Below are 12,129 nucleotides of genomic sequence, written 5' to 3'. Positions count from 1 at the left end.
AAGCAGGCCCTCGCCCAGCTCGCCGCGGCCTACCCCGACCGGATCAACCCCTACCTGTGACCACCCCGCTTACACAGACAAGTTGACACGCCCGCTTGGCCGGGTATCCCAGCCGGTCCAGCTCGGCCCCGAATGCCTTAGCGCTCAGAGGGTCTGCCCCGTCCTGCACTGCCCATGCCGCCCATGACTGGTGCAGGTCACTGGAGCGCGCGGACGCGCCCGCCATGACGACGCAGTTCTCGGCGATGAACCGGCGCACCGCGTCAGACTGGACCGCGTAGGCGTCCGTTGCGGCCTTCACCGCGTCAGGCTCACCCATGCCGTGGTCCTCGTAGTCCCACCACCCGCGCACCGCCCACGTCACTACAGCGTCAGCGGCGGCGCGCAGGCGCTCGGGCAGGGCCGTGTCCCGGTGCTCGGGCGGAATCACCACGTCAAACGGAATGACTCGGACCCGTCGCCACACCGCCGGATCGTTGCCCTTGACCTTGGGCAGATGATTGGTGACGAACACGAATTGGTGCGAGGGCTCCCAGGTGACGGGCGCCTGATACAGATTGCGCGCCGTGATGGGATCACCGCCAGTCAGGCGCTTCATCAGCGCCGCGTCCAGGGGCTTGCCCTCTTCGGTCTCAGAGCCGATGACCAAACGGGCACCGAACAGCTGCATCATCTCTGGCCCGCCTGGCCCCCGTCCGGAGGTCATCAGCAGTTCCGGGTCGATGATGGCGGCGTAGTCGCCCAGCGCGTGCGCAATGGCGGTGTAGGCGGTGCCCTTGCCGTTTGCTCCCGTGCCCGTGAGCACGGGGAACAGGTGCTCACGGACGGCACCGAACACGGCTTGCCCGATGACACGGCGCAGATACTCCCGTTCTGCTTCGACCGGGAGGATCGTTGCCAGAAATGCCTCCCACTCGCCCCCGTCCGCCTTGGGTTCCCACGCGCCACGACATACGCGCGTTAAGCGGTCGGCGGGGTCGTGTGGGCGCAGGGTGCGCGTGCGCAGGTCCAATGTCCCGTTGACGACGTTCAGCAGGTACGGGTCAGCGTCGAGGGCAGACACCGGCACCCGGATACCGGGCAGGGTGGCCGCGATGTCCAGCACGCCTCGGATGCCGGCGGCCGTCTCGCAGCGGCGCACATCATCACGCAGATTGCGGTCACCGTCGTGGGACTCAGCCAGAGCGGAGCGCAGCACCTCATGCACGGCCCGTTCAGCGGCGGCGGTCTCGTCCGGCGCCCACCGCTGCCCGTCCCAGACGTGCCAGCCCAGCCCGTTGACGTACATCAGCCGGCCGCTGTGGGCCTCGGCCAGGCGGTGCGCGATGCGCAGCTGGCCCCGGTGCTTCTCTCCGGGCCGTTCTGCCGGCGGGTGCTCGGCGTAGAGGTCCGGGTGGAAGTAGTCGGGCCGCTGGCGGGTCGTCTCGGACAGGTCCACGTCCTCCATATCAAGCGGCGATGCCATGCGCGTACACCTCCCGGCGGGCCTGGGTGTGCCAGTCCCGGAAGTGGGCGGCAGAGCGGGCGTGGGCCGCCTCGGCGCCGTCCCACCCGGCGAACATGCGGGCCACGGAGTCAGCGATAGCCGGGTGAGCGGGCCCCTCAGCGGCGCCCTGCACGCGTCCGGCGGCCAGACCGGATGCGTGCCCCTGGGCGTAGCCCTCGGCATAGCCGTATGCCCAATCCGCGCAGTGGCGACAGGTCGGGCCGCTCATGCCTTCCACCCCTCGGCCAGCGTCGTGACCGGTGCCAGCCGGCACAGGGTGATGGACGCGGCGTGTCCGCGCTCCACCGCGCGATCAGCGGCGCGCTGAGCGGCGGCCACGGTGTAGAACACGCGGCGCCTGTAGCGGGTTTCCCCGGCCTCGGCGTGGGCGACAACGAGGACGAGGACGCCCTCCAGCATGGTCTCGGGGTCGAGTAAGATGGGAGTGGCGAGCTTGGTAGTGGGGGCCGCCCCGTCGGTAGCGGGGCGGCCCTTCTTCATGTCCGTCATCACGTAGTTTTGGCCTCCGTCTGGCCCGAATCCGGGCATAAAAAAACCCCGCTCGGGGCGGGGTTCGTCAGGTGGGTGATCCGGTCGATCTGTTCAGGGGTGAGCGGGGGCCACGCCTCTACCAGCCGGCGGGCGGCCGCCGCGATTTCAAGGGCGCTCAAGGGCGAGGGCCTCCCGGGCGGCCTGAACGTCGATACGGCGCGTCCGCGGGCCGAGCACGTAGGCCGGCAGGGCGCCCTCCCGGATCAGGCTGTTGATACGGCGGGTGGAGACTCCGAACATCTCTGCGATTTCGCGAGGGCTGTACAGGGTGGGGGCCATCTCGGACAAGGGTTTCCTCCTGAGTTTGGGCACGAAAAAAGGCCAGTCGAGTGACTGGCCTTAGCGATGTGCGTAGGGGTGGGAGTGGGCGGGGGGCTCCCTGCCCGTAGGGCAGATAGAGCGGCCCCGTGGTGTCCGGCGTAGCGGGGCGGCTAGACAACCCTTGTGGGCGCCTGCCCCGAGGACGTGGGACTGTCGTCAGCTTGAGAGGTGTGTTGGCCGCTTCTCCGCCATGTCTGACACCTTGGCCCACCTCTTGCGACCTAACTACACGCTATGACTCACTTCGGCGGCTGTCAACCAGACGGGGCAAAGATCGCCCGCCTGCGGCGACTGGCGGAGAGCGTCCAGCCCTGCCGCCTGGTGGGAGCACTACGTGGCTCTGGCCCACCTCTGGCGACCTAACTACACGTTATGTGACAGTTCCTGCCCCGTCAACGGGATGTGATAAGTATCACCTTGGTGTGCGGGTCCTCCGTGGGCGGCCCACCCTGCTGTCCGCTGGTTCCGCGGAACTCCTCACCCCGTGCGCGGTGTGATCTCCACGGATGCCGGGTCGAACCGGGACCCTTGCGACGTGCGCAGGATCCGCACGTTCATGAGCGTGTCTATCACCGCGCGTCGCCGCGGTATATCCAGACGCTCCCAGCCTGCCGCCACGCTCTCCGCTTCAAGCAGGGGGCGCAGTGCCGCATTGCCCTCGGCCGCGACCATCGCTGCGGTGACCTGTTCGAGACGCTCCGCCATGCGGGCGTTAGCTGCGCGCAACTGTGCGGCGGTAAGGGTGCCGTCGGCGAACTCCACGGCTAGCGCTTCTTGTCGTGCTCGGATCCGGTCGGCCTCGGCCGAGAGTTCTACCTGCCCCGCGTCGTCATGGCGGGTAAAGGCGGCGGCCCCCCGGGTGGACAGGACGCCCACGGCGACCTCAGAAACGTATGCGTCCACGGCCTCCGCGGAACGCGCCACGTGTCCGGCTCGGCACGCGTACTGCCGCTTGTGAGTCGCCGTGTAGTTGGTTCCCACCGGGCTATCGCAGACCCCGCACCGGGCCACGCCGATCAACAGATGTTTAGCGCCGCTGCCTCCTACACGCTTCGTCGGCGCGTCCATGCGATCGAGGGCGGCGCGGTAGACCGATTCGCTTACCAGGGGCGCCCATTCAGCGGGGCCGATGATCTCCCCCCGGTAGGCGCGGAGGCCGGCGTTGCGGGGATTGCGGAGAAACTGCCGAAGGGCGGGTTGAGTCCACTCCCGGCCCGTGCTCGTGCGCACACCCTCCGCGGCCAGACGGCGGCAGATCTCGCGCTGGCCCACGCCTGCATTGAAGTCGTCGTACATGCGACGCACCACGGCCGCCTCGGCGGGGTCATGGGCCACCTTGTCCTCAGCGAATCCGAACGGCCGGCGAGGGCCCCACCCCTTGCCGAGCTCGGCGCGTTGCTGAGCGGCGCGCACCTGCCGCGCGCTCTTACGGTCCACCTCCTGGCGGGAGACGGCCGCCTTAATACGGGCGAACATCCGGCCGGCATCCGTGCCTAGGTCGGCCTCCCCGTTCGCGGTCACGAGGTGTAGTCCGCGTTGTTCGGCGGCGTCGATCCAGTCTTCCAGCTGCCGGGGCTGGCGAGTGAGGCGGTCGAGGTCCCAGCAGACAACGGCGTCGAAGCGGCCGGCCTGCCAGTCTCGGACCATGCGCTCATACCCGGGGCGGGTGACGGTGCGTGATGAAGCTGACACGGACGGATCCTCATAGGTGGCGACGTGCTCCCATCCACGCTGAGCGATGATCCGTTTGCAGTCCTCGCGCTGCCGCTCTACTGCAAGGCCGTCGCCGTGACGGTCGAGGGAGATGCGGAGGTAGATGGCGGCGCGCATGACTCCATCCTAAGCGATGTTGACTTCTATGGGTCCATCCCCGCGTGCAGGCAGCCGGGCTGTTCCATCTCCCGCATCCCGGCGCGCGTGGGCAGGACGCCGCCGTCGCCCTCGTTGCGGTCGCGGGCCTCGGGCGCGAAGAACCGGAACGCGTCGAAGTGCGTGCACCGGATCCGCGAGCCCTCCACCACCGCGTCCGTCCCCTCGGCCCCGAGCCGCAGCGGCAGCTGGGAGTGCCGCACCCCGTGCACGTCCGAGCGGTACGCCATCGCCCACTCGTGCAGCCCGAAGCAGCCCAGGCGTGGCGCCCGCCCCGCCGTGCGCGCGAGCAGGTCCCGCGTGAACGCCACCCCCGACGCGCGGTCGGCCAGCACCGCCGCCGCGTCCACCAGCCAGCCGCCCACCGGGCGGCCGTCGACGACGGCGCCTGCCACCTCGCCGGCCTCGACGCGCCGGTAGTGCTTCCACTCGCCCCGTGGGGTCGTGCCCAGCTCGGCCGCCTCGGCGTGGGCCGCGGCGCCGTCGTCGTCCGCGAGGAGGACCCCCGGCCCGGGGTGCCAGCGCTGCAGCGCGGCGGGGGAGTGCGTGTAGTAGCCGAAGAGGAAGTCCTGCACCGGGTGCTTCTCGCCCCGCATCCGCAGGGCCACCAGCGGGTCCGTGCGTCGGGCGATGCGCTCGCGGTGCGCCAGCGCGTGGGCCCGCCACACGTCGGCGGGCAGGGCGACGACGGCGGGCGGCAGGGTCTCGGAGGGCGCGGGGGCGGTGTGTGGCTCGGGCATGGCCCCACCATCCTCCCCCGTGGCGCCCCTCATGAGCGAGCGGGCCCACGTGATGCCGACGCGGGGAGCGCACTCCGGCGGCCCCAATTCGACGGTCCTGGACGTTGCCTGGCAAAGATCTGGTCAAACGCCCTACCGGACGGTAGATTGCACATGTCTCGCTGTGGTGCCCATCACATGGGCGCCGATCTCCCCGTCCCCCGGCGTCATCCCCGCCGGCGTGCCACGGGTGAGAGCTGGGCGGACCTTGATGAGAAAGGCGGAGGCAATGCCTCAGAACCCCACCCCTGCCCGGCGCCGTCGGGCCCTGGCCGCGGCCGTCGCCGGCGCGAGCCTCGTGGCCGCTCCCGCGCTCGCGGTGTCGGCCACCGCCGTCGAACTGCCCGACGGCAGCACCGTCTCCAGCCCGCAGGGCGAGGTGCAGGTCCAGCAGCAGTTTGAGGACGGCCGCTACTTCGTGGTCCTGAAGGACCAGCCGTCGGTGACCGCCCCCGAGGCCGGCGCCGTTCCGGGCGCCGCCCCGAAGGCGAAGTTCGACCCCTCGCACCCGCGAGTGAAGAACTACGAGGCCAAGCTCCAGCGCCAGCAGGCGAAGGTCGCGAAGACCCACGGCGCCAAGGCCGAGATCTCCTTCCAGCGCGCCGTGAACGCGTTCGTCGCCGAGCTGACCGCCGAGGAGGCCCAGGCGATCGCGAAGGACCCGGCCGTGCTCGGCGTCGCACCGGACGAGCAGGTGGCCCCGGACTACAGCTCCACCGAATTCCTCGGCCTGCCCGGCAAGAAGGGCACCTGGAAGTCCGTGTACGGCAAGGCCGAGAACGCGGGCAAGGGCGTGGTGGTCGGCGTCATCGACTCCGGCATCCACCCGGACAACCCGTTCATCGACGGTCAGCCCGTCCAGCCGCTCAAGGGCAAGGCCAAGGTCGGCGTGCCGTACCGCACCGCGGACGGCCAGATCGCCGTGCTCAAGGCGGACGGCACCACCGCCACGGCCGAGTGCGAGACCGGCCCGGACTTCCCGGCGTCGTCGTGCGACTCCAAGCTGATCGGCGCCTACGCCTTCTCCGACGACTTCGAGCGCTTCGTCCCGGTGGACGAGCGGGCCCCGGAGGAGCGCATCTCCCCGCTGGGCGTGTTCTCCCACGGCACCCACGTGGCCACCACCATCCTCGGCAACACCGGGGTGGAGCAGACCATCGACGACGACTCCTTCGGCGAGGGCGCGGGCGTGGCCCCGGCCGCCCACCTGATCTCCTACAAGATCTGCTGGGAGGACACCGACCCGAACACCGGCGGCTGCTACACCTCCGCCTCCGTGGCCGCCATCGAGCAGGCCATCGAGAACAACGTGGACGTGCTGAACTACTCGATCTCCGGCTCCAACACCTCGATCGTGGACCCGGTGGCCATGGCCTTCAAGTCCGCCGCCGAGGCCGGCATCTTTGTGGCCGCCTCCGGCGGCAACTCCGGCCCCGGCCCGAACACCGTGAACCACGGCTCCCCGTGGCTGACCACCGTGGCCGCGGAGACGTTCTCCAACGAGCTCACCGCCACCGTGCAGTTCTCCGACGGCACGCAGCTCCGGGGCGCCTCCTCGGCCCGCACCGGCGTGGGCCCGGCCGAGGTCATCCACGCGTCCGAGGTCGCCGCCGGCGACGCCGAGGCCGCGCGTCTCTGCCTGCCCGGCGGGCTCACCGAGGAGGCCGCCGGCAAGATCGTGCTCTGCGAGCGCGGCGGGAACGCCCGCACCGAGAAGTCGCAGGTGGTGGAGGAGGCCGGCGGCGTCGGCATGATCCTCGTGAACACCCCGTCCGGCTCGCTGGACGCGGACATCCACGCGGTGCCGACCGTGCACATGAACGACAACGGCGTGATCGAGAAGGTGAAGTCCTCCGACCTCACCGCCACGATCGTCCCGGGCGACACCACCGGCCTGCCGGAGGACCCGCTGCCCCAGATCGCCGGCTTCTCCTCCCGCGGCCCGGCCAACGCCGTGAACCAGGAGCTCCTGAAGCCCGACCTCGCCGCCCCCGGTGTGAACGTGATCGCCGGCGTCTCCCCGCTGGACCCCGACTACCACGGCAACACGTTCGGCCTGATGTCCGGCACGTCCATGGCCTCGCCGAACCTGGCCGGCATGGCCACGCTGCTGATCGGCAAGTACCCGGCCTGGTCCCCGATGGCCGTGAAGTCCGCCCTCATGACCACCGCCGGCGACGTGTACAACGCCGACGGCACCGTGAACACGGACAACTTCGCCACGGGCGCCGGCTCCGCCGATCCGGCCGCCGCCGCCCGCCCGGGCCTGGTCTACGAGTCCGGCAAGGAGCAGTGGGACGCGCTGCTGCGCGGCGACATCGCCGGCCGTGACGTGAACGTCCCGTCCCTGGCGATCCCCGACGTCGTCGGCTCGGCCACCGTGACCCGCACCGTGACCGCCCGGGAGAACGGCCGCTGGCAGTTCTCCGCGAACGTGCCCGGCTTCGAGGTGACCGCCTCCCCGGCCGTGCTGGACCTGAAGGCCGGTCAGTCCGCCGACGTCGAGCTGACCGTCACCCGCACCGACGCCGCGGTGAACACCTGGACCCACGGCTCCATGTCCTGGACCACCGCCAAGGGCAAGGCCGTCCCGGAGGTGACCTCCCCGGTCACCGTGAAGGCGAAGTCCGCGACCGTCACCTCCGCCGTCGAGGGCTCCGGCGCCACCGGCTCCGCCGACGTGGAGATCACCCCCGGCGTGACCGGTGAGCTGACCCCGCAGGTCCTGGGCCTGGGCAAGGTGGACTCCACCGTGGCCGCCGCCACCGCGAGCAACTCGCTCGAGTCCAGCGCACTGGCCGTGTCCACGGTGACCGTGGAGGAGGGCACCAAGTCCCTGGTGGCCTCGATCAACGCGGGCGCCGCCGGCGCCGACTGGGACCTGTACGTGATCACCCCCGAGGGCAAGCAGCTCTCCCGGGCGACCGCGGACGAATCCGAGACGCTGACGATCGCCGACCCCGCCCCGGGCGCCTACACCGTGGTCGGCCACCTGTACGCGGCCAACGGCGGCAAGGACACCGGCACCCTCGAGACGCTCAAGCTGCGCGAGGACGCGGGCAACCTCACGGTCTCCCCGAACCCGGTCCCCGTGACCTCGGGCAAGGCCACCGAGGCGACCCTCTCCTGGTCCGGCCTGACCTCGGGCACCTGGAAGGGCCTCGTCACCTGGGACGCGGGCATCACGACCGACGTGACCGTCCAGGTCCCGTGACCGCCCACCCCCTCCGTCCTCGCTGACGGAGCGGGAGGAACCGCCCGCACGACGCCGGCCCCGCACCTTCATGCTGAAGGTGCGGGGCCGGCGTCGTGGTGGGTGGGGCAGGGGCGGGTGCGGCGTCAGCGGCCGGTGCCGCCGTAGACCGTGGCCTCCTCCTCGGCGTCGAGACCGAAGGCGGCGTGCACGGCGCGGACGGCGTCGTCGAGCTTGCTCTCGGCGGTGACCACGGAGATGCGGATCTCCGAGGTGGAGATGAGGTCCACGTTCACGCCGGCGTCGGCGAGGGCCTTGAAGAAGGTGGCGGAGACGCCCGGGTTGGAGCGCATGCCCGCGCCGATCAGCGAGAGCTTGCCGATCTCCGGGTCCGAGACGATGTCCTGGAAGCCGATCCGGTCCTGGGCGGCGCGCAGGGCGGCCATGGCGTCCTTGCCCTCCACGATCGGCAGGGTGAAGGAGATGTCCGTGCGGCCCGAGCCCTCGCGGGAGATGTTCTGCACGATCATGTCGATGTTCACGTTGGACACGGCGATCACGCGGAAGATCTCGGCGGCCTTGCCGGGCACGTCGGGGACGCCGACGATCGTGACCTTGCCCTCGGAGCGGTCGTGGGCGACGCCGGAGACGATGGGCTGTTCCATGGGAGCGCCTTCCTGAAGGGTGATGGTGTCGTTCGGGTCGGGCATGATCCAGGTGCCCTCGTGGTCGGTGAAGGAGGAGCGCACGTGCAGCGGCACGCCGAAGCGGCGCGCGTACTCCACGGAGCGCAGGTGCAGCACCTTGGATCCGGAGGCCGCCATCTCGAGGGTCTCCTCGGAGGAGAGCTCGGTGAGCTTGCGGGCGGTCGGCACGACGCGCGGGTCGGCAGAGTAGACGCCGTCCACGTCCGTGTAGATCTCGCACACGTCCGCGCCGAGCGCGGCGGCGAGGGCGACGGCCGTGGTGTCCGAGCCGCCGCGGCCCATGGTGGTGATGTCCTTGGACTCGGGGCTCATGCCCTGGAACCCGGCCACGATGGCCACGCGGCCGGCGTCGAGGGCCTCCTGCACGCGGTGGGGGTTGACCTTGACGATCCGGGCCCGGCCGTACGAGGTGTCCGTCAGCATGCCGGCCTGGGAGCCGGTGTAGGAGCGGGCCTCGACGCCCTCGGCGTGGATCGCCATCGCCAGCAGGGACATGGAGATGCGCTCGCCGGCCGAGAGCAGGATGTCCATCTCGCGCGCGGGCGCGTCCTGCGTGAGCTCGGCGGCGAGGTCGAGCAGCTCGTCCGTGGTGTCGCCCATGGCCGAGACCACGACGCACACGCGGTTCCCGGCCCGGACCGTGTCCGCGACGCGGCGGGCCACGCGCTGGATGCCGGCGGCGTCGGCCACGGAGGAGCCGCCGAACTTCTGGACGATGAGACTCATGGGTCGCTCCGGACGGGGTCGAGGGTCGGTTCGGGCCAAGTCTAGGGGCGCGCACCCGCGCGGGTCCGCCAGGTGAACCCCTGTTCCGGATGCTGGACCCGGCGCCCGCGGCCGGCCGGGACGACGGCGCCCGCGGCCCCGCCTGCGACCCCGGTCGGGCTGGGATCGGCGCCGGGATCATCCCCCGGGTGGATCCGCGTCCGAGCACGGCCCGGCAAGGATGGGGCCATGACCGCTCCAGCACCCCCGCCCGCCTCACCCGTCCTGGGGGCGGCCGCCCACGACGGGATCGTGGCCCACGGCCTCGCCCGCTCGTTCGGCGCCGTCCATGCGGTGCGGGACGTCTCCCTCACCGTGCCCGCCGGCTCCGTGACGGCCCTCGTCGGCCCGAACGGCTCGGGCAAGACCACGCTCCTGCTGATCCTGGCCACCCTGCTGCGCCCGGACGCCGGCGCCGTGTCCGTGGCCGGGGTGGACGCGGTGCGCGAGCCCGTCGAGGCCCGGCGGCGGCTCGGCTGGATGCCCGACACCCTGGGCGTGTGGGAGGAGCTGACCTGCCACGACATCCTCTCCAGCCTGGGCCGGCTCTACGGCATGGGAAAGGCGGAGGCGTCGGCGCGCGCGGACGAGCAGCTCGCGTGGGTCGAGCTCACGGAGTTCGCCCACCGGCCCGCCCGCGTGCTCTCCCGCGGCCAGCAGCAGCGCCTGTCCCTGGCTCGGGCCACCGTGCACCGGCCCTCCGTCCTGCTCCTGGACGAACCCGCCAACGGCCTCGACCCGGCCGCCCGCATCCGGCTGCGGGACGACCTGCGCGCCATGGCCGCAGCCGGCACCGCTGTGCTCGTCTCCTCCCACGTGCTCGCCGAGCTCGAGGAGATGTCCGATCGCGCCGTGTTCCTCCGTGAGGGCGCCACGGTGGCCACCCAGGAGTTCCGCGCCACCGACGACCTCGCCCGCCCCTACCGGATCGCCGGGCCCGACCCGACGGCCCGGGACACCCTCGTCCGCGCCCTCGAGACCCGCGGCCTGACCGTCACCGCGGCCACCGGCGCCGGCGCGGGCCAGCGCCGGGACGGCGTCGTGGTGCAGCTGCGGGGTGAGGCCGCCGCGGCCGCGCTGCTCGCGGACCTCGTGCGCGAGGGTGTGCTCGTCAGCCACTTCGCCCCGGAGGGCTCCCGCCTCGAGAACGCCTACCTGGGCCTCCATCTGGAGGGCCCCCGCACCGAAGGAGACCGGCCGTGAGCACCGCCGTCGCGACCTCGATCCACGACCGCCGCCCGCCGCAGCCGCAGCCAGGGGGACGCCTCGGTGCGGCCCAGGCCGTGGCCACCGTGGTGGGCATGGAACTGCGTCAGCGGCTGCGCTCGCGCGGCTGGTACGTGCTGTTGGGCGTCTTCTTCGTGGTGGTGGGGGCGGTGACCCTCGGCGCCCTCGGGCTGCGAAGCCTGGGCGTGACGGAGATGGAGGCGTCCGGCCTGGAGCCGGAGCTGGCGGAGCAGCAGATGCGCGCCCTGGGGCGGACGCTCTTCGACGGCGTCCTGCTCTTCGTTCTCACCCTCTCGCTGCTGGTCTCGCCCGCCCTGGCGGCCAACGCGATCTCGGGCGACCGTGCCGGCGGCACGCTGGCCATCACCCAGGTCACGCTGCTGCGGACCGGGCACCTGATGGCGGGCAAGTGGCTGGCCGCGTGGATCGCCTCCGCCGCGTTCCTCGCGGCGGCGCTGCCGTGGCTGGCGGTCGCGGCCGTGGTGGGGCGCGTGTCCCCGTGGGCCGTGCTGGTGGGGCTCGTGATGATCCTCGTGGAGTTCGGCATGATCGCGGGGATCGGCGTGGCCGTCTCGGCGATCGCCGGGCGCACGCTGTTCGCCGTCGTGGTGACGTACCTGATCGTGGCGGCGCTGACGATCGGCACCCTGGTGGCCTTCGGGCTGTCCCTGCAGTTCCTGCAGACCGAGGTGCGGGCCAACGACGCCGAGTTCGGCTCCATGACGGCGGAGCCGTTCACCGAGGCGGAGCTCGAGAAGATGACCCCGGAGGAGGCGGATCAGGCCTGGGCCGAGTGGGAGGCGGCGAACCCGGAGCTGTTCGACGGGATCGCCGACCGGTGCGTCGGCCCGGTGACCACCCGGACGATCCCCGACCCGCGGCGCAGCGGATGGCTGCTCGCGGCGAACCCCTACGCCGTCCTCGCGGATGCGTCCCCCTGGGAGGGCGGGCTCGTCGAGGACGGGACCTGGGCGGAGCCCGGGCCGCTCAACCTGCTGTCCGTGGGCCTGCGCTGGACCCAGCGTGACCCCGTTCGGGACGTCGAGTGCCTCGACGGCGAGCTGCGCGGTCTCGACCAGAGCGGCGTGCCGGACCGGCAGGGCACCTGGCCGGTGTGGCCGCTCGGTCTGGCGATGCAGGGTGTGCTGGTGGCCGGGCTGGGTTGGTGGGGCCACCGTCGCCTGGACACCCCGGCCGGGCGGCTGCCCGCCGGCACGCGAGTGGCCTGAG

10 protein-coding genes are annotated in these 12,129 nt (G+C 71.8%); 3 read left to right on the top strand and 7 right to left on the bottom strand.

Features of this window, described 5'->3' with window-relative positions; translation table 11 throughout:
* Nucleotides 1-43: 43 nt before the first annotated feature.
* From ACUW6W_RS09745 to ACUW6W_RS09720, 6 genes are all read right to left on the bottom strand, one after another.
* Nucleotides 44-1,465, bottom strand: coding sequence for a DNA primase family protein (locus ACUW6W_RS09745; RefSeq protein ID WP_454180159.1), 1,422 nt, complete (start codon nt 1,463-1,465; stop codon nt 44-46).
* On the bottom strand, nt 1,449-1,571 hold the full coding sequence (locus ACUW6W_RS09740; protein WP_274607831.1) for a hypothetical protein: 123 nt from the start codon (nt 1,569-1,571) through the stop codon (nt 1,449-1,451). Before ACUW6W_RS09740 ends, ACUW6W_RS09745 begins: the two co-directional genes overlap by 17 nt.
* A 140-nt stretch (nt 1,572-1,711) precedes the next feature.
* The gene (locus tag ACUW6W_RS09735; RefSeq protein ID WP_145992768.1) at nt 1,712-1,996 is read right to left on the bottom strand and encodes a hypothetical protein; all 285 of its coding nucleotides are present in this window, start codon (nt 1,994-1,996) and stop codon (nt 1,712-1,714) included.
* Between the two features lie 147 nt (nt 1,997-2,143).
* Nucleotides 2,144-2,317 (bottom strand): helix-turn-helix domain-containing protein, encoded by a 174-nt coding sequence (locus tag ACUW6W_RS09730; RefSeq protein ID WP_207476666.1) that lies wholly within the window; start codon nt 2,315-2,317, stop codon nt 2,144-2,146.
* A gap of 519 nt (nt 2,318-2,836) precedes the next feature.
* Entirely contained in the window at nt 2,837-4,189 is a 1,353-nt protein-coding gene (locus ACUW6W_RS09725) for a recombinase family protein (RefSeq protein WP_206496669.1), read from the bottom strand.
* 26 nt (nt 4,190-4,215) lie between these two features.
* Complete coding sequence (locus ACUW6W_RS09720) at nt 4,216-4,968, bottom strand: hypothetical protein (RefSeq protein WP_454180158.1); 753 nt, start codon at nt 4,966-4,968, stop codon at nt 4,216-4,218.
* 268 nt (nt 4,969-5,236) lie between these two features.
* On the opposite strand from ACUW6W_RS09720, the gene ACUW6W_RS09715 reads away from it, so the two are divergent.
* Nucleotides 5,237-8,221 (top strand): S8 family serine peptidase, encoded by a 2,985-nt coding sequence (locus tag ACUW6W_RS09715; RefSeq protein WP_217565267.1) that lies wholly within the window; start codon nt 5,237-5,239, stop codon nt 8,219-8,221.
* Between the two features lie 125 nt (nt 8,222-8,346).
* Here the strand turns inward: ACUW6W_RS09715 and ACUW6W_RS09710 are convergent, their stop codons facing one another.
* Nucleotides 8,347-9,633 carry an aspartate kinase gene (locus ACUW6W_RS09710; protein WP_217565266.1) on the bottom strand — a complete coding sequence of 429 codons (1,287 nt, stop codon included), beginning with the start codon at nt 9,631-9,633 and terminating at the stop codon, nt 8,347-8,349.
* A 228-nt stretch (nt 9,634-9,861) separates the two neighbouring features.
* Here ACUW6W_RS09710 and ACUW6W_RS09705 point away from each other — a divergent pair, with 228 nt between their 5' ends.
* Both ACUW6W_RS09705 and ACUW6W_RS09700 read left to right on the top strand, forming a co-directional pair.
* Nucleotides 9,862-10,875 (top strand): ABC transporter ATP-binding protein, encoded by a 1,014-nt coding sequence (locus tag ACUW6W_RS09705; RefSeq protein WP_217565265.1) that lies wholly within the window; start codon nt 9,862-9,864, stop codon nt 10,873-10,875.
* Nucleotides 10,872-12,128, top strand: a complete 1,257-nt coding sequence (locus ACUW6W_RS09700; RefSeq protein ID WP_159227888.1) for an ABC transporter permease — start codon at nt 10,872-10,874, stop codon at nt 12,126-12,128. The genes ACUW6W_RS09705 and ACUW6W_RS09700 overlap by 4 nt, the downstream gene beginning before the upstream one ends.
* Nucleotide 12,129 lies beyond the last annotated feature (1 nt).

Source organism: Micrococcus sp. 093350064-1 (assembly GCF_053627955.1).
The sequence above is the reverse complement of the archived record's forward strand: the minus strand, read 5'-3'. Positions and strand labels throughout refer to the sequence as shown.